Here is a 24,974-nt window from a genome sequence, read left to right on the forward strand (position 1 = left end):
CCGAGGGAGAGATCAGCCTTGTCCGGTATCACGCACACCCCCGTCGTCTCGATCGCCTACCACTCCGGCTACGGCCACACCGCCGTCGTCGCCGAGGCGGTCCGCAGCGGCGCCGTGGACGCCGGGGCGACCGTCCACCTGATCAAGGTCGACGAGATCGACGACGCCCAGTGGGAGCTGCTCGACGCCTCCGACGCGATCGTCTTCGGCTCCCCGACGTACATGGGCACCGCTTCGGGCGCCTTCCACGTCTTCGCCGAGGCCTCCTCGAAGCGCTGGTTCGGCGACGCCTGGCAGGACAAGGTCGCGGCCGGCTTCACCAACTCCGCCTCCAAGAGCGGCGACAAGCTGCACACGCTGCAGTTCTTCCAGATCCTGGCCGCGCAGCACGGAATGAACTGGGTCAACCTGGGCCTGAAGCCCGGCTGGAACTCCAGCACGGCCTCCGAGAACGACCTCAACCGCCTGGGCTTCTTCTCCGGCGCAGCCGCCCAGTCCAACTCCGACGAGGGCGCGGACGCGGTCCACAAGGCCGACATCGCGACGGCGGAGCACCTGGGCCGCCGCGTCGCCGAGCACACCCGTGTCGTCGTCGCGGGCCGCGCAGCCCTGGCGGCCGCGGCGGTCTGACCGTCTGGCCCCCTCCGGCCGCCGCGCGGCGGCGACCCGCAGGGGGCGGTGGTGTCAGAAGCCGAAGTCCTGCGTCCACCAGGGGCCGCCGGCGGCGAAGTGGGCGCCGACGCCCAGGGTGCGGAACTCGCAGTTGAGTATGTTCGCCTTGTGGCCGGGGCTGTCCATCCAGGCCTTCATCACGGAGGCGGCGTCGCCCTGGCCGCGGGCGATGTTCTCGCCGCCGAGGCCCGAGAGGCCGGCCTTGGCGGCGCGGTCCCACGGGGTGTTGCCCTCGGGGTCGTCATGGCCGAAGAAGCCGCGGGTGGCCATGTCCTTGCTGAAGGCGCCGGCCAGTGCGGCCAGCGGCGGGTTGGCGCGGACCGGGCCACAGCCCGCCTGGGCGCGCTCCTGGTTCACCAGGGTGACCACGGCCGCCTCCTGCGCGGAGTGGCCGTCCAGGCTCGGCCGGGTCGCGGAGGCGGTGGGGGCCGCGGTGGTGGGGGCCGCGGTGGTGGGTGAGGGTGCGGCAGGGGCGGACGTGGTGGGGGCCGGGGCCCTGGTCTTCGCCGGCGCCTCGGTGGAGGGGGCGGGAGCGGCCGGGGTCCGGAGCGCGGTGCTCGGCGCCGCCTTCGGCGGGGCGGGCGGCGCGGAGGGGGTCGGCGAAGCCGACGGGGAAGGCGAGCTCGACGGGGTGGGCGAGGCCGACGGGGTCGGCGTGACCGACGGGGTGGGCGAGGCCGGCGCGGTCGCGGAGGCGCTCGGCGTACCGGTCGTCGCGGAGCCGCGGCCGGACAGGCTTGCGAGGCCGCCCTGCCTCTGGAGTACGGAATCGCCGGCGTCGGGCGTGGCCTTGGCCCCGGCCTTGGCGGCGGTGGTCTCCGTGGCGCTGACGCCCACATAGGGGAACGAGCCGCTGACCGGCACCGTGCCGGTGGTGACGGCCGCGGTGCCGAGGGCGACGGCCACCGAGACCCCGAGCAGGCCGGTGCGCAGGGCGGTGCCGTGCGGGCCGCCGCGGCGCGGCGGGGCGGGGAGCCGGTGACGTCCCATCGGTGTCGTGCCTTCCTGGCCGGATCAAGATCATCCCTAACCCACCCAAATGGGTGAGTTCATCGGTGCGCGACTGTACGCCATGGGGCCCTGGGGGCGATGTGACCGGAAAGTGGCCGCCCGGTTAGCGTTCACGCATGAACGAAGACGTCCGTCTGACCGCCTGGGTGCGCGGTCGTGTGCAGGGAGTGGGCTTCCGCTGGTTCACCAGGGAGAACGCCTTGGAGATCGGCGGGGTGGTCGGCTTCGCGCTCAACCTCGACGACGGGCGAGTTCAGGTGGTCGCCGAAGGTCAACGTGAGAATTGCCACCGGCTGCTCGACTGGCTGCGGTCCGCCGACACGCCCGGCAGGGTGGACGGAGTGACAGAGATCTGGGGGACACCGCGCGGTGGCTACGAGGGTTTCGGGATGCGCTGAGCGATCGACTGATCGTGGACTCATCACATCTCTGATCGCCCGGACCCGGTCGGAACTGGGCATTCGTGGCCGAGGCGTTGCCGCGGCGGGCGATCCGTGGAAGGCTCGGAGATGAGGATGATCTCCACGCCCCTCGCGGGGGCCGGGGTGCCCGCCGATACGGGGCGTGATCGTGTTGACCGTCAAACTTTTTGGTGAGACGCTGGAAGCCCCGCGCACCTGAGCTGTTTGGCAGTGCTGGCAGTAGTAAGCGCAGTGACTGACAGTCGCTGCCGGACATCCGCGGGTGCGATTCCCTCACGACCCACACCGCTTCGGTCGGTCACTCAGTGTGGAGGACCATCCATCATGGCAAAGGCGCTTCTCGGTTACGTCGGCGGTTCCGACCCGCGACTCCTCGCCGAGATGCGACGGCTTCAGCAGCGCGTCCAGGACCTTGAGTCCGAGCTCGTACGGATTCAGTCCGAAAATGACGCGCTGAACGCGGCCGCCGCTCAGCACGACGGAGACTCGCTGCTGGACAGCATCGACATCGACGTACCCCAGGCGGAGCCTGCGCTCACCTGATCCGCGCTCACTCGTCGCTCGAATCCAGCCCCGCATGATCTGCAAGGGACGCTCCGGCGTCCCTTCTTTCTTTGGACTTTCTTTGGATCTTTCTTTGGACTCCGCACCGGGGACCACAGGGCCGGGTGGGGGGCCTGATGCCTTTGACGTCGATCGTGCCCTGCACCTTCATGGGTGAAACCGAACGTGAAAGGTAGAGTCCGGCGGCGTGCACCTCAAGTCCCTGACCCTGCGTGGCTTCAAGTCCTTCGCCTCCGCCACCACCCTGCGCTTCGAACCCGGCATCACCTGCGTCGTGGGTCCGAACGGCTCGGGCAAGTCCAATGTCGTCGACGCGCTGTCCTGGGTCATGGGCGAACAGGGAGCCAAGTCCCTGCGCGGCGGGAAGATGGAGGACGTCATCTTCGCCGGGACCACCGGACGCCCGCCGCTGGGGCGCGCCGAGGTCTCCCTGACGATCGACAACTCCGACGGCGCGCTGCCCATCGACTACGCCGAAGTCACCATCACCCGGATCATGTTCCGCGGCGGCAGCAGCGAATACCAGATCAACGGTGACACCTGCCGGCTGCTCGACATCCAGGAACTGCTCTCCGACTCCGGCATCGGCCGCGAGATGCACGTCATCGTCGGGCAGGGCCAGCTGGACTCCGTCCTGCACGCGGACCCCATGGGCCGCCGCGCCTTCATCGAGGAGGCGGCCGGCGTACTGAAGCACCGCAAGCGCAAGGAGAAAGCGCTGCGGAAGCTCGACGCGATGCAGGCCAACCTCGCCCGCGTGCAGGACCTCGGCGACGAACTGCGCCGACAGCTCAAGCCCCTGGGCCGGCAGGCCGCGGTCGCCCGGCGGGCGGCCGTGATCCAGGCCGACCTGCGCGACGCGCGGCTGCGCCTGCTCGCCGACGACCTGGTCGCGCTGCGGCGCGCACTCGACGCGGAGATCGCCGACGAGGCCGCCCTGAAGGAACGCAAGGAGGCCGCCGAGGCCCAGCTCGCCGGCGCTCTGCGGCGCGAGGCCGAGCTGGAGGAGGCGGTGCGGGAACTCGCGCCGCGGCTCCAGCGGGCGCAGCAGACCTGGTACGAGCTGTCGCAGCTCGCCGAGCGGGTACGGGGCACCGCGTCCCTGGCGGAGGCGAGGGTCAAGAGCGCGACGGCCCCCGTCGAGGAGGAGCGCAGGGGCCGCGACCCCGAGGACATGGAGCGGGAGGCCGAGCGGATCCGCGAGCAGGAGGCGGAGCTGACAGCCGCCCTGGAGGCAGCCTCCCGGGCCCTGGAGGACACCACCGGGCACCGCGCGGAGTTGGAGCGGGAACTGGCCGAGGAGGAGCGGCGGCTGCGGGACGCCGCGCGGGCCATCGCCGACCGGCGCGAGGGCCTGGCCCGGCTGACGGGGCGGCTCGGCGCGGCCCGCTCCCGCGCCGGTGCGGCCCAGGCGGAGATCGACCGGCTCGCCCTGGCGCGGGACGAGGCGCGGACCCGGGCCGAGGCCGCGCAGGTCGAGTACGAGGCGCTGGCGGAGGAGGTCGGCGGGCTCGACGACCCGTCGGCGCAGACGCACCACGAGGCCGCTCGGGCGGAGCTGAAGGAGGCTGAAGCCGGCCTCGGCGCCGCGCGGGAGGCACTGGCGGCGGCGGAGCGCGCACGGGCGGCGGTGTCCGCCCGCCGGGACGCACTGGCCCTGGGCCTGCGCCGCAAGGACGGTACGGGGGTGCTGCTCGCGGCCCGTGAACGGCTGGCCGGTGTGCTCGGACCGGCGGCGGAACGACTGTCGGTGGCCCCCGGGTACGAAGCCGCCGTGGCCGCCGCACTGGGCTCGGCGGCGGACGCGCTGGCGGTGGCCTCCCCGTCGGCGGCGGCCGGAGCCATCCGCCACCTGCGCGAAGCGGACGCGGGCCGGGCCACCCTCCTGATCACCCCGCCGCCTGTCCTCCCCGACGAGGCTCGGGATGCGGGCGCCGCGGCCTGCGTGCCGGGTCAGGACTCCGGGCCCGGAGCCGACCAGGCTCAGCCGGGCCGGAGCTCGGGGCCCGTGTCGGCGGCTGCGCCGCAGGCCCGCGTCGAGGGCCGGGCCGGGCACGGGCACGCGGAGGGACCCCCGCGGCCGGGTCAGGATGCGGGGCCCGGCGCCGCTGCGGCGGATGCGGTCCGGCCGGGCCCGGGCGTACGGGTCGCGTGGGCGGCTGTGCCGGGAGCGGACGGCGGTCCGCTGGTCCTGCCGGGCCAGGGCGCGGGACCCGCGCCCGGCCCCGCCCGGCAGGGTGGTCTTCCGGGCGGGGGCGCGCAGGCCGGCGGCCCGGCTGTCCTGCCCGGGCAGGGTGCGGGGCCCGCCGCAGGGCCCTGCGGCGACGGTGGCCCGCCGGTGGTGCAGGGTCCCGGGTCCGGGCGGGGGCGGGCCGCCGGCGGGGCGGGTCCGGCCGTACCCGTGGCCACGCTGGTCGCCGGGGACGACACGGTGCTGGCGGCACTGGCGTGGGTGCTGCGCGACCATGTCGTCGTCGGCACCCTCGACGAGGCCGAGGCGCTCGTCGCGCGGCGCCCCGACGCGGTGGCCGTGACCGTCGAGGGCGACGTCCTCGGCGCACACCTCGCGCACGGCGGATCCGCCGGGGCGCCCAGCCTGATCGAGGTGCAGGCCGCCGTCGACGAGGCCGCGGCGGAGCTGACCCGGCTGGGTTCGCGCTGCGAGGAACTCGCCGAGGCGCAGGGGAGCGCACAGGCCCGACGGCAGGACGCGGCCGCGCTCGTGGAGGAACTCGCCGAGCGGCGGCGCGCCGCGGAGCAGGCCCGGGCGGGGGTCGCCCAGCAGCTCGGCCGACTGGCGGGGCAGGCGAAGGGGGCCGCCGGCGAGGCCGAGCGCGCCGCCGCCGCCGCGGCCAAGGCCCAGGACGCCCTGGAGCAGGCGCTGGCCGAGGTCGAGGAGTGCGCGGAGCGGCTCGCCGTCGCCGAGGAAGTGCCGGTGGAGGAGGAGCCGGACAGCTCCCGTCGCGACCGGCTCGCGGCCGACGGGGCCAATGCCCGTCAGACCGAGATGGAGGCCCGGCTCCAGCTGCGCACCCACGAGGAGCGGGTCAAGGGGTTGGCCGGGCGAGCGGATTCCCTCGACCGGGCAGCTCGGGCGGAACGCGAGGCCCGGGCTCGCGCCGAACGCCGCCGGGCGCGTCGGCGCCACGAGGCGGACGTGGCCCGCGCGGTGGCCGACGGGTCCCGCCAGCTCCTCGCGCACGTGGAGGTCTCCCTCCTGCGGGCCGACGAGGAGCGCGTCCTGGCCGAGCGGGCCAAGGGCCTGCGCGAGCGCGAGCTCGCCGACGCGCGCAACAGCGGCCGCGACCTGAAGGGGGAGCTCGACAAGCTCACCGACTCCGTCCACCGCGGCGAGGTGCTCGGCGCCGAACAGCGGCTGCGCATCGAGGCCCTGCAGGCCAAGGCGCTGGAGGAGTTCGGCATGGAGCCCCGCGCGCTCGTCGCCGAGTACGGCCCGGACCAGCCGGTGCCGCCGTCCCCGCCGGCCGACGGCGAGGAGCTGCCGCAGGACCCCGAACACCCGCGCAACCGGCCCGGACCCTTCGTACGCGCGCAGCAGGAAAAGCGGTTCAAGGCGGCCGAACGGGCCTACCAGCAGCTCGGCAAGGTCAATCCGCTCGCCCTGGAGGAGTTCGCGGCCCTCGAAGAGCGACACAAGTTCCTCAGTGAGCAACTGGAGGATCTCCGCAAGACCCGGGCCGACCTCCTTCAAGTGGTGAAGGAGGTCGATGAGCGGGTCGAGCAGGTGTTCACCGAGGCGTACCGGGACACGGCCCGGGAGTTCGAGGGCGTCTTCTCACGCCTGTTCCCCGGCGGCGAGGGCCGGCTGATCCTGACCGACCCGGACAACATGCTGACCACGGGCGTCGACGTGGAGGCCCGCCCGCCGGGCAAGAAGGTCAAGCGGCTGTCGCTGCTGTCCGGCGGCGAGCGCTCGCTGACCGCCGTGGCCATGCTGGTGTCCATCTTCAAGGCACGCCCCAGCCCGTTCTACGTGATGGACGAGGTCGAGGCCGCGCTCGACGACACCAACCTGCAGCGGCTGATCCGGATCATGGAGGAGCTCCAGGAGAGCTCGCAGCTGATCGTGATCACGCACCAGAAGCGGACCATGGAGGTCGCGGACGCCCTCTATGGCGTTTCCATGCAGGGCGACGGGGTATCGAAGGTCATCAGCCAACGTCTCCGCTGAGCCGCATAAATTCAAGAAGTGAATTCAAGGGTGTCACTGTCTGCGCTATGCGAACTTAGCTCCAGGTCTTGACTTCAGAAACTGAACGCATAGGCTCGCTCCGCTGTCTCCCGGCTTCCAGTGGTGCCCGATCTTGAACTGTGCGCCACTGTGAAGACGGACGAAACCCCCACGGAGCACACCTTGACCAGCAGCACCTCGCGGGCCTCGGCGCCCGGCGGCGGAGCCTCGCCCAAGCCCGAGCACCTCGGCCACGTCATCTTCATCACGGCGGCCGCTGCCATGGGCGGCTTCCTCTTCGGGTACGACAGCTCCGTGATCAACGGCGCCGTCGTGGCGATCCGCGAGCGCTTCGACGTCGGCTCGGAGGCGCTCGCCCAGGTGATCGCCGCAGCGCTGATCGGCTGCGCCATCGGCGCCGCCACCGCGGGCCGGCTCGCCGACCGGATCGGCCGAATCCGCTGCATGCAGATCGCGGCCGTCCTCTTCACCGCCAGCGCCATCGGTTCGGCCCTCCCCTTCGCCCTCTGGGACCTCGCCATGTGGCGCGTGATCGGCGGCTTCGGCATTGGCATGGCCTCCGTCATCGGCCCGGCCTACATCGCCGAGGTCTCCCCGCCCGCCTACCGCGGCCGGCTCGCCTCCTTCCAGCAGGCCGCCATCGTCATCGGCATCGCCGTCTCCCAGCTCGTCAACTGGGGCATCCTCAACCTCGCCGACGGCGACCAGCGCGGCGAGATCGGCGGCCTGGAGGCCTGGCAGTGGATGCTGGGCGTCATGGTCGTCCCGGCCGTGCTCTACGGCATGCTGTCCTTCGTCATCCCGGAGTCCCCGCGCTTCCTGGTCTCCGTCGGCCGCACCGACGAGGCCAAGAAGGTGCTGGCCGAGGTCGAGGGCTCGAAGGTAGACGTGGACGGGCGCGTCCGTGAGATCGAGCACGCGATGCACTCCGAGACCAGGTCCACCTTCAAGGACCTGCTCGGCGGCCGCTTCGGCTTCCTGCCCATCGTATGGGTCGGCATCGGCCTCTCGCTCTTCCAGCAGCTCGTCGGCATCAACGTGATCTTCTACTACAGCTCCTCGCTGTGGCAGTCCGTCGGCATCGACCCGAGCAGCTCGTTCCTCTACTCCTTCACCACGTCGATCATCAACATCGTCGGCACCGTGATCGCGATGATCTTCGTCGACCGGATCGGCCGCAAGCCGCTCGCCCTCATCGGCTCGGCGGGCATGGCCCTCTCCCTCGGCCTGTGCGCGTGGGGGTTCTCCTTCACGACCGGCACCGGCGACGACATCACCCTCCCCGACGCCCAGGCCGCGGTGGCCCTGGTCGCCGCGCACTCCTTCGTGCTCTTCTTCGCCCTGTCCTGGGGCGTGGTGGTCTGGGTGCTGCTCGGCGAGATGTTCCCCAACCGCATCCGCGCCGCGGCGCTCGGCGTCGCCGCCTCGGCCCAGTGGATCGCCAACTGGGTCATCACCGTCTCGTTCCCGTCCCTGTCGGACTGGAGCCTGTCCGGTGCTTACGTGATCTACACCGTCTTCGCACTGCTCTCGATCCCGTTCGTCCTCAAGTGGGTGCCGGAGACCAAGGGCAAGGCGCTGGAGGAGATGGGGTAACCATCCCCGCCACCACCCCTTCTCCTCGGTACTGCCCCGGCTCAGCCCTTGAGCCGGGGCAGTACCTGTTCGCACAGCAGGTGCAGGCTGCGCCAGCCCTCGTCCAGCGGCATCCCGCCGCACAGCGGGTGCAGCACCAGGTTCCCCGCCTCGCCCGTGCCCCGGCCGTGGGCGACCGCCTCGTCCGGGGTCAGCACCCGGTAGACGCCCTCCGCGCGCAGCTCCGCCACCGAGCGCGCCGCCGACCGCACGGCGCTGCGGATGTCCTTGGACTGCCACGACGCGTACGTCCCCGCCTCGTGCAGGAAGTGCTCCCCGTACTCGGCCCACACCCGGTCCGGGTCCTCCGCGATGTGCAGCAGCGGGGTCTGCGCCGCCGGCATCATGCAGAAGCCCTCCGTGCCGTACTCCGCCAGCCGTGCCGTGTAGTACGCCTCCAGCTCCGGCAGGTGCGCGCTGGGGAAGAAGGGCAGCCCGAGCCGGGCGGCGCGCCGCGCGGCCGCCTCCGAGCTGCCGCCCACCAGCAGCAGCGGGTGCGGCCGGGTGAAGGGGGTCGGGGTGACTCGTACCGTCCGCCCGCGGAACTCGAAGGGGTCGCCGGTCCACGCCTTCAGCAGGGTCTCCAGCAGCTCGTCCTGGAGCCGGCCGCGCCGGCCCCACTCCACGCCGTGCTGCCCGTACTCCTCGGGCCGGTAGCCGATCCCGGCGACGGTGACCAGGCGTCCGCCGCTCAGCAGGTCGAGGACGGCGATGTCCTCGGCGACCTTCAGCGGGTCGTACAGCGGACCGATGATCGCCGAGACGGTGACGGCGATCCGGCGGGTCGCGCCGAAGACCGCGCCCGCGAAGGCGAAGGGGGACGGCAGCCAGTTGTTGTCCGTGCCGTGGTGCTCCTCGGTCTGGACGGTGTCGATCCCGCGGTCGTCGGCGTAGCGGGCCATCTCCAGCGCCGCCTTGTAGCGGGCGGAGAGGGATTCGGGGGTGCCGCCGGGGTCGACGAGATTGAACCGGGCCACGGTGACGGGCATGGAGAAGGCCCCCTTCGCCGGATGGGGTGGGCTGGCGAAGGGGGACGCTAGCTGACGTGGCGTCAGTTGGACAGGGATCCGGCGGGCTCGGGCTCGCGTTCCTGCGCCGGCGCGGGACCGGCGGGCGCGGTGCGCGGCAGGACGGCGTACAGCACGCCGGAGGTCACGATGCCGGCCACCCAGCCGAGGCCGTTCCGCCCGATCCAGGTGGTGGCGAGGGCCCGCTGAACCAGTCCACCGAGGTGAAGAGCAGGCCCACCACCAGGGCGAGCGCCCACGCAGTCATGGCCTGCCAGGCGAAGCCGCCCCGGTACCAGTAGGCGCTGGTCCGCGTGGTGTCCAGCAGCGCGGGCCCGTCGTAGGACCTGCGGCGCAGCATGTCCACACCGAAGACGCCGATCCACGCCGAGAACGCCACGGCCAGCAGGGTCAGGAAGGAGATGAAGGAACCGAAGAAGCTGGTCGCGACCACCATCAGCAGGAAGCCGAAGACCAGGCTGATGGCCGCGTTGACGCTGACCGCCCAGGCGCGCTGGACCTTGATGCCGAGGGTCTGCGCGGTGAAGCCGGCCGAGTACATGGACATCGAGTTGATCAGCAGCATGCCGACGAGCGCGATCAGCAGGTACGGAACCGCGATCCAGGGGGGCAGGAGCTCGCCGATGAAGGAGACCGGATCCTGGGCGGTGGCCAGGTCCGGGGTGCCGACGGCCATGACCGCGCCCATCAGGACCATCGGGAGCACGACGATGCCGGCGCCGCCGATCGTCGCTCCGACCATGCCCTTGGAGGAGGCGGTGCGCGGCAGGTAGCGGGTGAAGTCGGGCCCGAGGGCACCCAGCTGATGCCGCCGGCCGCGATGGTGCCGATGCCCGCGACCATCATCGCGGTGGAAACCGGCCGGCTTGCCGAAGACGGCCGACCAGTCCGTGGTGAAGACCAGGTAGCCGAGGACGAGCACGCTGAAGGCGCCGAAGAGGTACGTCGACCACGTCGAGCACACCCGCAGGGCGCTGATCCCCAGCCCCGAGACCACGAAGGTGCAGCCCACGAAGAACAGCAGGGTGACCACGATCAGGGGGATGCTGCTCTCGACCCCGAAGAGCAGGTCGAGCACGGTCAGCACGGCGTAGGCGCCGCTGACCGCGTTTACGTCCCGGTCCGCACGCCCGGGTTCCCGGCTGCGAGGTGCCCGTAACCGATACTGGTGGGGTTATGGACATCCTCATCCTTGCTGTAGTCATCGCCCTGGTCGCGGTCGGTGTGATCAGCGGGCTCGTGGTCAGCAGCCGCAAGAAGAAGCAGCTGCCGCCCCCGGCACCGCCGAGCACGCCGACCATCACTGCCCCGCCTGCCGAACCGCAGGTGGGGGAGGACGCCGTAGAGACGGCGGAAGAGCCGCGCCGCACGATCGAGGAGGTCGGGCTCCCGGAGGCCGAGGCTCCCGCCGCGGCGCCCGTGGTCGCCCTGCCCGAGGTCCCGGCCGCGCCCGAGATCGAGGTGCCCGAGCCCACCGCCGGCCGCCTGGTGCGGCTGCGCGCCCGCCTCGCCCGGTCGCAGAACTCCCTCGGCAAGGGGCTGCTGACGCTGCTCTCGCGCGAGCACCTCGACGAGGACACCTGGGAGGAGATCGAGGAGACCCTCCTTGTCGCCGACGTCGGCGTCGTGCCCACACAGGAGCTCGTCGAGCGCCTCCGCGAGCGGGTCAAGGTCCTCGGCACCCGCACCCCGGCGGACCTGCGCGCCCTGCTCAAGGAGGAGCTGCTGACCCTGGTCGGCACCGACTTCGACCGCGCCGTGAAGACGGAGAGCGGCGAGGACACCCCCGGCGTGATCATGGTCGTCGGCGTCAACGGCACCGGCAAGACCACCACCACCGGCAAGCTGGCGCGGGTGCTCGTCGCCGACGGCCGCAGCGTGGTGCTCGGCGCGGCCGACACCTTCCGCGCCGCCGCCGCCGACCAGCTGCAGACCTGGGGCGAGCGCGTCGGCGCCCGTACCGTGCGCGGCCCCGAGGGCGGGGACCCGGCCTCGATCGCCTACGACGCGGTCAAGGAGGGCATCGCCGAGGGCGCCGACGTCGTGCTCATCGACACCGCCGGCCGCCTGCACACCAAGACCGGCCTCATGGACGAGCTCGGCAAGGTCAAGCGCGTCGTCGAGAAGCACGGCCCGCTGGACGAGATCCTGCTGGTCCTGGACGCCACCACCGGGCAGAACGGCCTGACCCAGGCGCGCGTCTTCGCCGAGGTCGTGGACATCACCGGCATCGTGCTGACCAAGCTCGACGGCACGGCCAAGGGCGGCATCGTCGTCGCCGTCCAGCGTGAGCTGGGCGTCCCGGTCAAGCTCATCGGTCTCGGCGAGGGCGCCGACGACCTGGCCCCGTTCGAGCCCGAGGCGTTCGTGGACGCCCTGATCGGCGACTGAGCAGGACCGGCGCACACACCGGTGCCCCCGCCTTCCGGACGGAAAGCGCGGGGGCACCGGTGTTTTTCGCCGCTCAGCGGCGGAAGCGGTGGCAGATGTACGCCAGAGTGCCCAGCAGCAGCCGGGCCTGCGGCGGGCCCCCGGCGGAGTCGAGCGTGGGCGGCCGCAGCCAGCCGGCCTGGCCGAGACCGGCCCGGTCCGAGGACGGGGCGGTCACGAAGGCCCCCGGGCCCAGGGCGCGCAGGTCCAGGTCGGCGTCGTCCCAGCCCATCCGGTACAGCAGCTGCGGCAGCTCCGCCGCCGCGCCGGGAGCCACGAAGAACTGCGCCCGGCCGTCCGCGGTGACGATGACCGGGCCGAGCGGCAGGCCCATCCGCTCCAGTCGCACCAGCGCGCGCCGCCCGGCCTCCTCGGAGACCTCGATGACGTCGAAGGCGCGGCCCACCGGGAGCAGGACCGCGGCGCCGGGACAGCCGCCCCAGGCCTCGGTGACCTCGTCCAGGGTGGCGCCGGCCGGGACCGTCGGGGCGAAGGCCAGGGGGTGCGCTCCCGGCGAGGCGCACCGGGCGTCCCCGCAGGAGCAGTCCTGCGAAGGGGCCGCGGCGCGGGCCCCGGGGACCACGTCCCAGCCCCACAGCCCGGTGTACTCCGCCACCGCCGTGCACTCCGAGGTCCGGCCGCGGCGCCGGGCGCCGGAACGGAACTCCCTGGTACCGCGGCTGCCGCCGATCGTGAAGCCCATGCCCATGCCCATGCCCCCTCCAACGGGTCGGACGCGCCGGTGGTTACGACGCCGTGGTGAGGACGTCGGCGGAGCCCGCCGCCGGGGCCGTACGGCGGTCCGCCCGGGGCCGCCAGGGAGCGCCCGCCGCTGCTGCCCGGCGCACTCCTCGCCGCGCGCGCCCTGAGCGCACTCCCGTGCAACCGGTCCGTTTCACCTTGGTGTCAAGTGAATCGCGCCTGGCCGGTGGCGAGTTCATTCGAAGGGGTGGCGAATGGTGGCGTTTCTGGAAACGACCTCGCCGCACGGGTGATCGTAGGATTACTTTCGGTACGCGAACCCCGGGGCGGGCCCGTGCGTGGGTATGCCGGAGGCAATGCGTGAAGGACCTGTGAAGGTCCGTGTGACGCTCGGCGTACCGGCCAGGGTTTCGTAGGGAAGAGGCTGAGCGGATGGGGGCGTTCCAGTGAGCGGCAACGGGCCAAGCGGAACGATCGAGGGTGCTGCTGCGCGCAACGACCAGCTGACCTCGTGGTTCGTCCGCAGCGGATGGTCGAAGGGCGAGCTCGCCCGGCAGGTCAACCGCAGGGCCCGGCAGATGGGCGCCCACCACATCAGCACCGACACCTCCCGGGTGCGCCGCTGGCTGGACGGCGAACAGCCCCGCGAGCCCGTTCCGCGGATCCTGTCCGAGCTGTTCTCCGAGCGTTTCGGCTCCGTCGTCGCCATCGAACAGCTCGGCCTGCGCACCGCCCACCAGACCCCCTCCGTCTCCGGGGTCGACCTGCCCTGGGCCGGCCCGCAGACCGTCGAACTCCTCGGCGAGTTCTCCCGCAGCGACCTGATGCTGGCCCGCCGCGGCTTCCTCGGGACCTCGCTCGCCCTCTCCGCCGGCCCCGCCCTCATCGAGCCCATGCAGCGCTGGCTCGTCCCGGCCCCGGCCGCCGACCCGGGACCGCGCGGGGCGGGGCCGACGGGGGCCCTGGGCGGCCACCGCCCGCCCCGTCTCTCCGAACCGGAACTCGACCTCCTCGACGCCACCACCGTGATGTTCCGCCAGTGGGACGCCCAGTGCGGGGGCGGCCTGCGCCGCAAGGCCGTCGTCGGCCAGCTCCACGAGGTCACCGACCTGCTCCAGGAGAACCACCCCGCCCCCGTCATGAAGCGCCTCTTCAAGGTCGCCGCGGAACTGGCCGAACTGGCCGGCTGGATGAGCTACGACATCGGCTTGCACCCCACAGCGCAGAAGTACTTCGTACTCGCGCTGCACGCCGCCAAGGAGGCCGGGGACAAGCCGCTCGGCTCGTACATCCTCTCCGGCATGAGCCGCCAGATGATCCACCTCGGCCGGCCCGAGGACGCCCTGGAACTCGTCCACCTCGCGCAGTACGGCAGCCGAGACTGCGCCGGCCCGCGCACCCAGGCCATGCTGTATGCGATGGAGGCCCGCGCCTACGCGAACATGGGCCAGCCCAGCCGCTGCAAGCGGGCCGTGCGGATGGCCGAGGACACCTTCTCCGACGTCGGCTTCGCCGACGAGCCGGAGCCGGACTGGATCCGCTTCTTCTCCGAGGCCGAGCTGAACGGCGAGAACTCCCACTCCTACCGGGACCTGGCCTACGTCGCCGGGCGCAGCCCCATGTACGCCTCCCTCGCCGAACCCGTCATGGAGCGGGCCGTCGAACTCTTCGAGAAGGACCAGGAGCACCAGCGCTCCTACGCCCTCAACCTCATCGGCATGGCCACCGTGCACCTGCTCCAGCGCGAGCCCGAGCAGGCCGCCACCCTCGTCGACCGGGCCCTCGACGTGGCGGGAAAGGTGCGCTCCGAGCGGGTGAACACCCGCCTGCGCAAGACCGTCGACAGCGCCGCCCGCGAGTATGGCGACGTCGCCGAGGTGGTCCGGCTCACCGACCACCTCGCCTCCCGGCTCCCCGAAGCCGCGGAGGCCGTCTGACGGCCCCGCCAGGCCGTCCCCCAGGCCCCGGCCGCGGCAGTCACCCCGAGAAGCCCGATCAGGCTCCCCCAGCCAGGACGTCCGGGTGCTGCCGCGGCCGGCTGCACCCTTGTGCGGCTGAGCCGCCGCCGCTCTCGCGGAGGCGGTTGCCCGCCGTCGTGGTCGCTCAATCGACGGTCGCGGTGTTCATCGCCGTGTAACAGCACGGACGTCTTCGTCACGGGCGCGAAACATCGGGCGGCGCCGCCGGAAACCGGCCTGCGCGAATCTCATGGCCAATAACCGGCCAGTTCCTTCTGCCGCCGCTCAGGTTTTCACGATCGCCCGCACGCGAACGTACCGACGACGAGGAGACGCCGATGGCATCAGCCATCACGACCCTCGCTGCAGACGCCCCGACGCTGTCTGCCGCGAACACCGGGTTCATGCTCATCTGCTCCGCCCTGGTCATGCTGATGACCCCGGGACTCGCCTTCTTCTACGGAGGCATGGTCCGAGTCAAGAGCAGCCTCAACATGCTGATGATGAGCTTCATCAGCCTCGGGATCGTCACGATCCTCTGGGTCCTCTACGGCTTCAGCCTCGCCTTCGGCACCGATTCCGGTTCCCTCATCGGCTGGAACTCCGACTACGTGGGCCTCAGCGGCATCGGCATCACCGAGCTCTGGGACGGCTACACCATCCCGGTCTACGTCTTCGCCGTCTTCCAGCTGATGTTCGCCGTCATCACCCCGGCCCTGATCAGCGGCGCCCTCGCCGACCGCGTGAAGTTCAGCGCCTGGGTCCTCTTCACCGCGCTGTGGGTCACCGTCGTCTACTTCCCCGTCGCCCACTGGGTCTGGGGCGCCGGCGGCTGGCTCTTCGAGATGGGCGTCATCGACTTCGCCGGCGGCACCGCCGTCCACATCAACGCCGGCGCCGCCGCCCTCGGCGTGATCCTCGTCATCGGCAAGCGCGTCGGCTTCAAGAAGGACCCGATGCGCCCGCACAGCCTGCCCCTCGTGATGCTGGGCGCCGGTCTCCTCTGGTTCGGCTGGTTCGGATTCAACGCGGGCTCCTGGCTCGGCAACGACGACGGCGTCGGCGCGGTCATGTTCGTCAACACCCAGGTCGCCACCGCCGCCGCCATGCTGGCCTGGCTCGCCTACGAGAAGCTGCGCCACGGCTCCTTCACCACCCTCGGCGCCGCCTCCGGCGCGGTAGCCGGCCTCGTCGCCATCACCCCCGCCGGCGGCTCGGTCAGCCCGCTCGGTGCGATCGCCGTCGGCGCCATCGCCGGTGTGCTGTGCGCCATGGCGGTGGGCCTGAAGTACAAGTTCGGCTACGACGACTCCCTCGACGTCGTCGGCGTCCACCTCGTCGGCGGCATCGCCGGCTCCCTGCTCGTCGGCCTCTTCGCCACCGGCGGGGTCCAGTCCGACGCGGCCGGCCTCTTCTACGGCGGCGGCCTGGAGCAGCTCGGCAAGCAGGCCATCGGAGTCTTCTCCGTCCTCGCCTACTCTCTGGTGGCATCCGCGGTGCTCGCCTTCCTCCTCGACAAGACGATCGGGATGCGCGTCGCCGAAGACGTCGAGGTCGCCGGCATCGACCAGAGCGAACACGCCGAGACCGCATACGACTTCAGCGGCGCCGGTGGCGGAGCCGCCGCGCGGAGCACCGCCTCCCCCCTCCCCTCCGCCGCGAGCAAGAAGGTTGACGCATGAAGCTGATCACCGCGATCGTCAAGCCGCACAAGCTGGACGAGATCAAGGAAGCCCTCCAGGCCTTCGGAGTGCAGGGCCTCACGGTCAGCGAGGCCAGCGGCTACGGCCGCCAGCGCGGCCACACCGAGGTCTACCGGGGCGCCGAGTACCAGGTCGACCTCGTCCCAAAGATCCGCATCGAGGTGCTGGTCGAGGACTCCGACGCCGAGGAGCTCATCCGGGTCGTCGTCAGCGCGGCGGCCACCGGAAAGATCGGCGACGGCAAGGTGTGGAGCGTCCCCGTGGACTCGGTCGTCCGGGTCCGCACCGGCGAGCGCGGCGCCGACGCGCTCTGAGGCTGACGGGAGCTGCTGGGTGACGAGCACGGAAGACACCACGGACCACACGGCCGACTCGGGACCCAGCGGATACGCCGCGGCCCGGCTGCGACTCCTCCAGGAGGAGTCGCGGTCCGGGCCCTCGCGGCGTTCCGCCCTGGCCGGACTGACCGACGCATGGCTGAACGCCCTCTTCGCCACCGCCGCACGCGAGACCGGCGTCCGCGGCGCCACCCTCGTGGCCGTGGGCGGCTACGGCAGGGCCGAACTCTCCCCGCGCAGCGACCTCGACCTCCTGCTGCTGCACGACGGCAAGGCCGATCCCCAGGCGCTCGGCGCACTCGCCGACCGCCTCTGGTACCCGGTGTGGGACCTCGGCGTCGCCCTCGACCACTCGGTACGCACCCCCGCCGAAGCCCGCAGGACCGCCGCCGAGGACCTCAAGGTGCACCTGGGCCTGCTGGACGCCCGGACGGTCGCCGGCGACGCCGGACTCCTCACGGGCCTGCGGACCTCCGTACTGGCCGACTGGCGCAACCAGGCGCCGAAACGACTCCCGGAGCTGCACTCCCTCTGCCGCGAGCGGGCCGAGCGGGCCGGGGAGCTCCGCTTCCTGCTCGAACCCGACCTCAAGGAGGCCCGCGGCGGGCTCCGGGACGCCACCGCGCTGCGGGCGGTCGCCGCCTCCTGGCTCGCCGACGCCCCGCGCGAAGGCCTCGCCGAAGCCCGGCGGCGGCTCCTGGACGCCCGCGACGCCCTCCACCTGGTCACCGGCCGGGCCACCGACCGGCTCTCCCTGCAGGAACAGGACCAGGTCGCGGCTCGGCTCGGCCTCCTCGGCGCCGACGCACTGCTGCGCGAGGTCTACGAGGCCGCGCGCGTGGTCGCGTACGCCGGCGACGTGACCTGGCGCGAGGTCGGACGGGTGCTGCGGGCCCGCGCCGCCCGGCCCAGGCTGCGCGGACTGCTCGGCGGCCGCGGCGCCACCGCCGCAGCCCGGGCACCCCTGGCCGAAGGCGTGGTGGAGTCCGACGGGGAGGCCGTCCTGGCCCTGGCCGCCCGCCCGGACCGCGACGCGGTACTGGCCCTGCGGCTGGCCGCGGCCGCCGCGCAGGCGGGACTGCCCGTGTCGCCGCACGCCGTACGCCGGCTCGCGCAGCAGGGCAGGACGCTGCCGGTGCCCTGGCCGGCCGAGGCCCGTGAGCAGCTGCTCACGCTCCTGGGCGCCGGTGAGCCGACGGTGGCCGTCTGGGAGGCCATGGAGGCCGAAGGACTGATCACCCGGCTCCTGCCCGACTGGGAGCGGGTGCGCTGCCGCCCCCAGCGCAATCCCGTCCACACCTGGACCGTCGACCGGCACCTGATCGAGACGGCCGTGCGCGCCGCGGCCCTCACCCGCCGGGTGGGCCGCCCCGACCTGCTGCTGATGGCCGCACTCCTGCACGACATCGGCAAGGGCTGGCCGGGCGACCACTCGGTCGCCGGGGAGACCATCGCACGGGACGTCGCCGCACGGGTGGGCTTCGACGCCCAGGACGTCGCCGTACTGGGAGCCCTCGTACGGCACCACCTGCTGCTGATCGACACCGCGACCCGGCGCGACCTGGAGGACCCGGCCACCGTCCGCTCCGTCGCCGAGGCCGTCGGATCGGTGGGCACGCTGGAGATCCTGCACGCCCTCACCGAGGCGGACGCCCTGGCCACCGGGCCGGCCGCGTGGAGCGCCTGGCGGGGCTCGCTCGTCGCGGACCTCGTCACGCGCGTCGCCGCCGTGCTGCGCGGCGCGGCCCCGGCCGAGCGGGAGCCGGAGATCCCGAGCGCCGAGCAGGAACGCCTGGCGGTGGAGGCGCTGCGCACGCGCGAACCGGTCGTGGCGCTCCAGTCCCGCCAGGAGGAAGCGGACGCGGTCGGCGTGGAGCTCGTGGTGGCGGTGCCCGACCAGCCGGGGGTCCTCCCCGCGGCGGCCGGGGTGCTGGCCCTGCACCGGCTCACCGTACGGGCGGCGGACCTGCGCTCCGTGGAACTCCCGGACCGGCTGGGAGAGGTCCTGGTCCTGCGGTGGCGGGTGGCGGCCGAGTACGGGGCGCTGCCCGAGGCCGCCCGGCTGCGCACCGACCTGGTGCGCGCCCTGGACGGCTCGCTCGACGTCCCGGCGAAGCTGGCGGACCGCGAGGCGGCCTACCCGCGCCGACGCGGGGTCGTCCCGCCGCCGCCCCGGGTCACGGTGGTCCCGGACGTCTCCTCGCTGGCCACGGTGCTGGAGGTACGCGCGCCCGACGCCGTCGGCCTGCTGCACCGCATCGGGCGGGCGCTGGAGACCGGCGGGGTGCGTGTGCGCAGCGCGCACGTCTCCACGCTGGGCGCCAACGCGGTGGACACCCTGTACGTGACGACCCCGGAGGGCAAGCCCCTGGACCCCGCGGACGCGGCGGCCCTCGCCGCCTCGGTGGCGGCCGCCCTGTCGTAACCGGGTGCGACGCCGCCGCCCGGGGCTCCGGGCGGCGGCGGACCGTACCGGGAGCAGGCAGGTCCCCGGACGGGGGAAGCGCCCGATACCCTGGGGGACGACCACAACGCCCCCGACCCGAGGAATCGCGACCACCGTGTTCGATACGCTCTCCGACCGCTTGGCGAATACCTTCAAGGGCCTGCGCGGCAAAGGCCGGCTGTCCGAGGCTGACATCGACGCAGCGGCCCGGGAAATCCGTATCGCGCTCCTTGAGGCCGACGTCGCCCTCCCGGTCGTCCGCTCCTTCATCGCGAACGTCAAGGAACGCGCGCGCGGTGAAGAGGTCAGCAAGGCCCTGAACCCTGGCCAGCAGGTCCTGAAGATCGTCAACGAGGAGCTCGTCACCATCCTCGGTGGCGAGACCCGGCGGCTGCGCTTCGCCAAGACCGCCCCCACCGTGATCATGCTGGCCGGTCTCCAGGGTGCGGGCAAGACCACCCTCGCCGGAAAGCTCGGCCTCTGGCTGAAGGGGCAGGGCCACGCCCCGCTGCTCGTCGCCTGCGACCTCCAGCGTCCCAACGCCGTCAACCAGCTGAGCGTCGTCGCCGAGCGCGCCGGCGTGGCCGTGTACGCCCCCCAGCCCGGCAACGGCGTCGGCGACCCGGTCCAGGTCGCGAAGGACTCCGTCGAGTACGCGCGCACCAAGCAGTTCGACATCGTCATCGTCGACACCGCCGGCCGCCTCGGCATCGACGCCGAGCTGATGCAGCAGGCCGCGGACATCCGCGACGCCGTCAGCCCGGACGAGATCCTCTTCGTCGTCGATGCCATGATCGGCCAGGACGCGGTCAACACCGCCGAGGCCTTCCGCGACGGCGTCGGCTTCGACGGCGTGGTGCTCTCCAAGCTCGACGGCGACGCCCGCGGCGGTGCCGCGCTCTCCATCGCGCACGTCACCGGCAAGCAGATCATGTTCGCCTCGAACGGCGAGAAGCTCGACGACTTCGACGCCTTCCACCCCGACCGCATGGCGGGCCGGATCCTCGACATGGGTGACATGCTCACCCTCATCGAGCAGGCCGAGAAGACCTTCTCGCAGGCCGAGGCCGAGAAGATGGCGGCCAAGCTCGCCAAGGGCCCCAAGGAGTTCACGCTCGACGACTTCCTGGCCCAGATGGAGCAGGTCCGCAAGATGGGCTCCATCTCCAAGCTGCTCGGCATGCTGCCCGGCATGGGGCAGATCAAGGACCAGATCAACAACATCGACGAGCGCGACGTCGACCGCACCGCCGCGATCATCAAGTCGATGACCCCGGCCGAGCGCCAGGACCCGACGATCATCAACGGCTCGCGCCGGGCCCGTATCGCCAAGGGCTCCGGGACCGAGGTCAGCGCCGTCAAGTCGCTGGTCGAGCGGTTCTTCGACGCCCGCAAGATGATGTCCCGCATGGCCCAGGGCGGCGGGATGCCCGGCATGCCGGGCATCCCGGGGATGGGCGGCGGCCCCGGCCGGCAGAAGAAGCAGGTCAAGCAGGCCAAGGGCAAGCGCAAGAGCGGCAACCCGATGAAGCGCAAGGAAGAGGAGGCCGCAGCCGCGGCCCGCCGCGAGCAGGGCCCGCAGGCGGTCGACCCGGCGGCCGCTTCCAACCCGTTCGGCCTTCCCGCAGGCGGTCAGGGCGGTCAGGACTTCGACCTCCCGGACGAGTTCAAGAAGTTCATGAAGTAGGACGCGGACAGCCGCGACGAGGGCCCCGGCCAGGGTGTGAGCAGCAGTAGTTCACACGGTCGGGGCCCTTCCGTTCGCCGGTGTGCCGCTCGTCCCCGCCCCGATGCCCCCGGCGGGCCGTTACGCCACCCGGGCGATGACGTACCGGAAGATGTTCGGCAGCCAGACGGTGCCGTCGGGTCGCTCGAAGGGGTGAAGCGCCTCGGCGAGCTCCTTCTCCGCGAGCGCCGCATCGGACGCGCCGTCGTAGAGACCGGTCGACACAAGCCCCCGTACCGCGCTGTCCACGTCCGCGTAGCCGAAGGGGCAGAACACCCGCCCCGAACCGTCCGGGCGCAGCCCGGCGCGCTCCACCACCGCGTCCAGGTCCACGGGCACCGGACCGCCGCCCAGCACCGAGGGCACCGTGCAGCGTTCGGCGGGGCCCCAGTCGGCCAGCACCACGGCCCCGCCGCGTCTGACCGCCGGCAGGGCCGAGGCCAGGGCCGCCGGCGTGGGGGAGAGGGCCAGCAGGACGTCGTAGGGGCGGAGCGGCGAGGGCGCCGCCGGCGGGGCCGGCAGTACCTCCAGCAGCCGTTCGCGGGCCAGCGCCCGCCGGGCCGGATCCGCCTCCACACCCGTGGCCGCGGCTCCCCGCGCGGCCGCCAGCAGCAGGGCCAGGCCGGCCCCGCAGTCGAGGCCCAGCAGCCGGTCACCCGGCCCGACCTCCAGCCGGTCGTAGACCGCCTCGTACAGCGGTACCAGCATCCGTTCCTGGATCTCCGCCCAGTCCCGGGCGGCGAGCGTCGCGGTCGACGTCGGTGTCATCGAAGAATCGCTCCTGATTCCGTCTCGCCCCCCAGCCCCCGTTGCCAGAGAACTCCCCATTCGCCCCCGCGTCCAGAGGAGCGCGGCACCCGATTCACGCATCCCGTGCCGGGCGCCGTACGATTCGCGGCATGGCAAAGGCACCCGTTCTCACCCCGCAGGCGGAGGATTTCCCCCGCTGGTACCAGGATCTGATCAACAAGGCCGAGCTGGCCGACAACGGTCCGGTCCGCGGCACCATGGTCATCCGACCGTACGGCTACGGCCTGTGGGAGCGGATGCAGCAGGAGATGGACGCGCGCATCAAGGACGCTGGCGCCCAGAACGCGTACTTCCCGCTCTTCATCCCGCAGTCGTACCTCACGCGCGAAGCGGAGCACGTCGAGGGCTTCGCCCCCGAGCTCGCGGTCGTCACGCACGGCGGCGGCAAGGAGCTGGAGGAGCCGGTCGTCGTCCGGCCCACGTCCGAGACGATCATCAACGACTACTTCTCCAAGTGGGTCCAGAGCTACCGCGACCTGCCGCTGCTGATCAACCAGTGGGCCAACGTGGTCCGCTGGGAGATGCGCCCCCGCGTCTTCCTCCGCACGAGCGAGTTCCTCTGGCAGGAGGGCCACACGGCCCACGCCACCTACGAGGAAGCCCGCGACTACGCCGCCCGCATCCACCGCGACGTCTACGGCGACTTCATGACGAACGTGCTCGGCATCGACGTCGTGCTCGGCCGCAAGACCGCCAAGGAGCGCTTCGCCGGCGCCATCAACACCCTCACCCTCGAGGGCATGATGGGCGACGGCAAGGCCCTGCAGATGGGCACCAGCCACGAGCTCGGCACCAACTTCGCCAAGGCCTTCAACACGCAGTACCTGTCGAAGGAAGGCAAGCAGGAGCTCGTCTGGCAGACCTCGTGGGGCGTCTCGACCCGCATGGTCGGCGGCCTGATCATGTCCCACGGCGACGACAACGGCCTGCGCGTCCCGCCGCGCCTCGCGCACGTCCAGGTCGTCGTCATGGCGATCAAGGGTGACGAGGCCGTCGCCAAGGTCCGCGAGCTGGGCGACCGGCTGAAGGCCGCCGGGATCCGCGTGCACGTCGACGACCGCGTCGACACCCCCTTCGGCCGCCGCGCCGTGGACTGGGAGCTCAAGGGCGTACCGGTCCGCGTCGAGATCGGCCCCCGCGACCTGGAGGCCGGCACCGCGATGCTCGCCCGCCGGATCCCGGGCGGGAAGACCCCGGTGCAGATCGACGCGCTCGCCGACCTGCTGCCCAAGGTGCTGGACGAGGACCAGGCGCAGCTGCTGCGCGAGTCCCGCGAGCGCCGCGAGTCCCGTACCTCCGACGTCGCGACCATCGAGGAGGCCGCCGAGGCCGCCGTCGCCGGCGGCTGGGCGCGGATCCCGTGGGCCGACCTCGGCCCGGAGGGCGAGGCGAAGCTGGCCGAGCAGGCCGTCTCCGTGCGCTGCCTGGTGGCCGAGGACGGGTCCGTGCCGGACGCCGACGACGCGCCCGGTACCCTCGCGATCGTGGCGCGCTCGTACTGATCACGCCGCCGAGGCTCCCGGGCCCCGGCGTGCGGCTGGTGCCGCGCGCCGGGGCCGGTCCTTTTTTGGTCGACGTTACGTACCGACTCCTCCTGAGTTCGGCGCACCCGTCCTCGTCGGGACGCATGAGGCTGAACTGACTGGTACGTGCAAAAAATTTGGAATGGCCCGGAATCGGAACACCCGGGCACCCCGGCTCGTTGTCACGACGTGAGCACGACACCACCTGTTCTCGCCGCAGAGCTGGCGCAGGCGTGGGCCGACATTCAGCGGTACCACCCCGAGCTGCCTGACCTTGCCGCGCCCGAGTCCCTGATCGGAGAGTCCTCGTCCGCCTGCGGCGCCGAACTCTCCTTCGAGCGACTGCTGCACGAGGCAGTCCACGGCATCGCGGCCGCCCGCGGTGTCCGTGACACCTCACGCGCAGGCCGCTACCACAACCGCAGATTCCTCGCGATCGCCGAGGAGATGGGGCTGGACCACTCCGACGAGCCGCACGCGAGCAGCGGCTTCTCGCTGGTCACGCTCAATCCCGAGGCCAAGCGGCGCTACCGTCCCACCATGGAGCGGCTGCAGCGCGCTCTCAAGGCCCACACCGCCGCCACCGCCGCCGACACCAAGCGCACCTTCCGCGGACCTGCAGCCCGGCACGGCTCCTCGGGCGGCGGCGTGCGCGTCAAGGCGGTCTGCGACTGCGGGCGCAACGTACGGGTCGTCCCCTCCGTGCTCGCCCAGGCGCCGATCGTGTGCGGCGGCTGCATGAAGCCCTTCCGCATCCCCGAGGTGGCGATCGCGGCGGCCTCCTGACCGCCCCCGCCCGCCGACGGGGCCACCGCCCCCCACGGCGAAGCGACCGCCGGGCCCCCGCCCCCACCGGGGCGGCCGGTCCGCGCACGCGCGGGCACCGCGCAGCGCCGTACCGCCGGGGGCAGTCCGTCCTGCCCGCCCGGCCGAGTGCGCCGCAGGCGTATGGCACAATGGCTAGCTGTACTCGACAGTCGCATAGGACCCCTCTCTCCTCCGGCTGACGCGTCCATCGGGCACCCGAGTACCGCAACCCCACGTGGCATCTCATGTGCCCCACCACGTCAAGTTCAGGAGACACCACTCCAGTGGCAGTCAAGATCAAGCTCAAGCGCCTCGGTAAGATCCGCTCTCCCCACTACCGCATCGTCGTCGCCGACGCCCGCACCCGCCGGGACGGCCGCGCGATCGAGGAGATCGGCATCTACCAGCCGACCTACAACCCGTCGCGCATCGAGGTCAACGGCGAGCGCGCCCAGTACTGGCTCTCTGTCGGCGCCCAGCCGACCGAGGCCGTTCTCGCCATCCTGAAGCTCACCGGTGACTGGCAGGCGCACAAGGGCCTCCCGGCCCCCGCGCCGCTGCTGCAGCCGGCCACGAAGGAAGACAAGCGTCGCTCCTTCGACGAGTTCGCCAAGGCCCTCGAGGGCATCGGCGAGGGCAAGGGCGAAGCCATCACGCAGAAGAAGAAGGCCGACAAGAAGGCGGACGAGGCTGAGGCCGCCGCCGAGTCGACCGAGGCCTGAGCATGCTCGAGGAGGCTCTTGAGCACCTCGTAAAGGGCATTGTGGACAACCCCGACGAAGTGCAGGTCGCCTCGCGCAACCTGCGCCGCGGGCAGGTACTCGAGGTCCGGGTCCACCCCGACGACCTCGGCAAGGTGATCGGCCGCAACGGCCGCACCGCACGTGCCCTGCGTACCGTCGTGGGCGCCATCGGCGGCCGGGGGATCCGCGTCGACCTCGTCGACGTGGACCAGGTCCGCTGAGCAGTTGAATCACCGGCACGGG

At 72.3% G+C, this 24,974-nt stretch carries 20 protein-coding genes; 15 read left to right on the plus strand and 5 right to left on the minus strand.

Features of this window, described 5'->3' with window-relative positions; genetic code table 11:
* Positions 1-18: 18 nt before the first annotated feature.
* Positions 19-630, plus strand: a complete 612-nt coding sequence (locus tag ACFWFZ_RS05540) for a flavodoxin family protein (RefSeq protein ID WP_387117002.1) — start codon at positions 19-21, stop codon at positions 628-630.
* A 54-nt stretch (positions 631-684) separates the two neighbouring features.
* Here ACFWFZ_RS05540 and ACFWFZ_RS05545 read toward each other — a convergent pair whose 3' ends face one another.
* The gene (locus tag ACFWFZ_RS05545; RefSeq protein ID WP_387117005.1) at positions 685-1,662 is read right to left on the minus strand and encodes a CAP domain-containing protein; all 978 of its coding nucleotides are present in this window, start codon (positions 1,660-1,662) and stop codon (positions 685-687) included.
* A 137-nt stretch (positions 1,663-1,799) separates the two neighbouring features.
* On the opposite strand from ACFWFZ_RS05545, the gene ACFWFZ_RS05550 reads away from it, so the two are divergent.
* The 4 genes from ACFWFZ_RS05550 (at position 1,800) to ACFWFZ_RS05565 (ending at position 8,478) form a co-directional block, all read left to right on the plus strand.
* Positions 1,800-2,081 carry an acylphosphatase gene (locus tag ACFWFZ_RS05550; RefSeq protein WP_030032600.1) on the plus strand — a complete coding sequence of 94 codons (282 nt, stop codon included), beginning with the start codon at positions 1,800-1,802 and terminating at the stop codon, positions 2,079-2,081.
* 348 nt (positions 2,082-2,429) lie between these two features.
* The gene (locus ACFWFZ_RS05555) at positions 2,430-2,648 is read left to right on the plus strand and encodes a hypothetical protein (RefSeq protein WP_030032603.1); all 219 of its coding nucleotides are present in this window, start codon (positions 2,430-2,432) and stop codon (positions 2,646-2,648) included.
* Between the two features lie 208 nt (positions 2,649-2,856).
* Positions 2,857-6,861 carry an AAA family ATPase gene (locus ACFWFZ_RS05560; protein WP_387117008.1) on the plus strand — a complete coding sequence of 1,335 codons (4,005 nt, stop codon included), beginning with the start codon at positions 2,857-2,859 and terminating at the stop codon, positions 6,859-6,861.
* A gap of 183 nt (positions 6,862-7,044) precedes the next feature.
* Positions 7,045-8,478, plus strand: coding sequence for a sugar porter family MFS transporter (locus ACFWFZ_RS05565; RefSeq protein WP_387117011.1), 1,434 nt, complete (start codon positions 7,045-7,047; stop codon positions 8,476-8,478).
* A 41-nt stretch (positions 8,479-8,519) separates the two neighbouring features.
* Here ACFWFZ_RS05565 and ACFWFZ_RS05570 read toward each other — a convergent pair whose 3' ends face one another.
* Entirely contained in the window at positions 8,520-9,506 is a 987-nt protein-coding gene (locus tag ACFWFZ_RS05570; protein ID WP_387117014.1) for an LLM class flavin-dependent oxidoreductase, read from the minus strand.
* Between the two features lie 163 nt (positions 9,507-9,669).
* Positions 9,670-10,632, minus strand: coding sequence for a cytosine permease (locus ACFWFZ_RS05575; RefSeq protein ID WP_387117017.1), 963 nt, complete (start codon positions 10,630-10,632; stop codon positions 9,670-9,672).
* 89 nt (positions 10,633-10,721) lie between these two features.
* Here ACFWFZ_RS05575 and ftsY point away from each other — a divergent pair, with 89 nt between their 5' ends.
* Positions 10,722-11,936, plus strand: coding sequence for a signal recognition particle-docking protein FtsY (gene ftsY / locus ACFWFZ_RS05580; protein ID WP_387117020.1), 1,215 nt, complete (start codon positions 10,722-10,724; stop codon positions 11,934-11,936).
* Positions 11,937-12,009: 73 nt separating this feature from the next.
* On the opposite strand, the gene ACFWFZ_RS05585 is transcribed toward ftsY, so the two are convergent.
* Positions 12,010-12,678 (minus strand): bifunctional DNA primase/polymerase, encoded by a 669-nt coding sequence (locus ACFWFZ_RS05585; protein ID WP_387117341.1) that lies wholly within the window; start codon positions 12,676-12,678, stop codon positions 12,010-12,012.
* Between the two features lie 445 nt (positions 12,679-13,123).
* Here ACFWFZ_RS05585 and ACFWFZ_RS05590 point away from each other — a divergent pair, with 445 nt between their 5' ends.
* From ACFWFZ_RS05590 to ffh, 5 genes are all read left to right on the plus strand, one after another.
* Positions 13,124-14,614: a hypothetical protein gene (locus ACFWFZ_RS05590; RefSeq protein ID WP_387117023.1), complete on the plus strand. Its 1,491-nt coding sequence runs from the start codon at positions 13,124-13,126 to the stop codon at positions 14,612-14,614.
* Positions 14,615-14,973: 359 nt separating this feature from the next.
* Positions 14,974-16,317, plus strand: a complete 1,344-nt coding sequence (locus tag ACFWFZ_RS05595) for an ammonium transporter (RefSeq protein ID WP_387117026.1) — start codon at positions 14,974-14,976, stop codon at positions 16,315-16,317.
* Positions 16,314-16,652: a P-II family nitrogen regulator gene (locus ACFWFZ_RS05600; protein WP_030823724.1), complete on the plus strand. Its 339-nt coding sequence runs from the start codon at positions 16,314-16,316 to the stop codon at positions 16,650-16,652. Before ACFWFZ_RS05595 ends, ACFWFZ_RS05600 begins: the two co-directional genes overlap by 4 nt.
* A gap of 19 nt (positions 16,653-16,671) precedes the next feature.
* Positions 16,672-19,101: a [protein-PII] uridylyltransferase gene (locus tag ACFWFZ_RS05605; RefSeq protein ID WP_387117031.1), complete on the plus strand. Its 2,430-nt coding sequence runs from the start codon at positions 16,672-16,674 to the stop codon at positions 19,099-19,101.
* Between the two features lie 136 nt (positions 19,102-19,237).
* Positions 19,238-20,809 (plus strand): signal recognition particle protein, encoded by a 1,572-nt coding sequence (gene ffh / locus ACFWFZ_RS05610; RefSeq protein ID WP_387117034.1) that lies wholly within the window; start codon positions 19,238-19,240, stop codon positions 20,807-20,809.
* Positions 20,810-20,929: 120 nt separating this feature from the next.
* Here the strand turns inward: ffh and ACFWFZ_RS05615 are convergent, their stop codons facing one another.
* On the minus strand, positions 20,930-21,616 hold the full coding sequence (locus ACFWFZ_RS05615; RefSeq protein WP_387117037.1) for a methyltransferase type 11: 687 nt from the start codon (positions 21,614-21,616) through the stop codon (positions 20,930-20,932).
* Between the two features lie 131 nt (positions 21,617-21,747).
* On the opposite strand from ACFWFZ_RS05615, the gene proS reads away from it, so the two are divergent.
* The 4 genes from proS to ACFWFZ_RS05635 all read left to right on the plus strand — a co-directional run bounded on the left by proS (position 21,748) and on the right by ACFWFZ_RS05635 (position 24,952).
* Entirely contained in the window at positions 21,748-23,160 is a 1,413-nt protein-coding gene (gene proS, locus ACFWFZ_RS05620; protein ID WP_387117039.1) for a proline--tRNA ligase, read from the plus strand.
* Positions 23,161-23,370: 210 nt separating this feature from the next.
* Positions 23,371-23,967 carry a hypothetical protein gene (locus tag ACFWFZ_RS05625; RefSeq protein ID WP_030031959.1) on the plus strand — a complete coding sequence of 199 codons (597 nt, stop codon included), beginning with the start codon at positions 23,371-23,373 and terminating at the stop codon, positions 23,965-23,967.
* Between the two features lie 305 nt (positions 23,968-24,272).
* The gene (gene rpsP, locus ACFWFZ_RS05630) at positions 24,273-24,710 is read left to right on the plus strand and encodes a 30S ribosomal protein S16 (protein ID WP_030031059.1); all 438 of its coding nucleotides are present in this window, start codon (positions 24,273-24,275) and stop codon (positions 24,708-24,710) included.
* Positions 24,711-24,712: 2 nt separating this feature from the next.
* The gene (locus ACFWFZ_RS05635; protein WP_030011889.1) at positions 24,713-24,952 is read left to right on the plus strand and encodes an RNA-binding protein; all 240 of its coding nucleotides are present in this window, start codon (positions 24,713-24,715) and stop codon (positions 24,950-24,952) included.
* Positions 24,953-24,974: the final 22 nt, after the last annotated feature.

It is taken from the genome of Streptomyces sp. NPDC060232, from assembly GCF_042726555.1.
In the GTDB taxonomy this organism is placed as follows: Bacteria; Actinomycetota; Actinomycetes; order Streptomycetales; family Streptomycetaceae; genus Streptomyces.

Coding starts and splice junctions, on each gene's coding strand:
- ACFWFZ_RS05600 (WP_030823724.1), top strand. CDS start 16,314: ATGAAGCTGATCACCGCGATCGTCAAGCCGCACAAGCTGGACGAGATC.
- ACFWFZ_RS05635 (WP_030011889.1), top strand. CDS start 24,713: ATGCTCGAGGAGGCTCTTGAGCACCTCGTAAAGGGCATTGTGGACAAC.
- ACFWFZ_RS05615 (WP_387117037.1), bottom strand. CDS start 21,616: ATGACACCGACGTCGACCGCGACGCTCGCCGCCCGGGACTGGGCGGAG.
- ACFWFZ_RS05555 (WP_030032603.1), top strand. CDS start 2,430: ATGGCAAAGGCGCTTCTCGGTTACGTCGGCGGTTCCGACCCGCGACTC.
- ACFWFZ_RS05570 (WP_387117014.1), bottom strand. CDS start 9,506: ATGCCCGTCACCGTGGCCCGGTTCAATCTCGTCGACCCCGGCGGCACC.
- ftsY (WP_387117020.1), top strand. CDS start 10,722: ATGGACATCCTCATCCTTGCTGTAGTCATCGCCCTGGTCGCGGTCGGT.
- ACFWFZ_RS05585 (WP_387117341.1), bottom strand. CDS start 12,678: ATGGGCTTCACGATCGGCGGCAGCCGCGGTACCAGGGAGTTCCGTTCC.
- ACFWFZ_RS05545 (WP_387117005.1), bottom strand. CDS start 1,662: ATGGGACGTCACCGGCTCCCCGCCCCGCCGCGCCGCGGCGGCCCGCAC.
- ACFWFZ_RS05595 (WP_387117026.1), top strand. CDS start 14,974: ATGGCATCAGCCATCACGACCCTCGCTGCAGACGCCCCGACGCTGTCT.
- ACFWFZ_RS05550 (WP_030032600.1), top strand. CDS start 1,800: ATGAACGAAGACGTCCGTCTGACCGCCTGGGTGCGCGGTCGTGTGCAG.
- proS (WP_387117039.1), top strand. CDS start 21,748: ATGGCAAAGGCACCCGTTCTCACCCCGCAGGCGGAGGATTTCCCCCGC.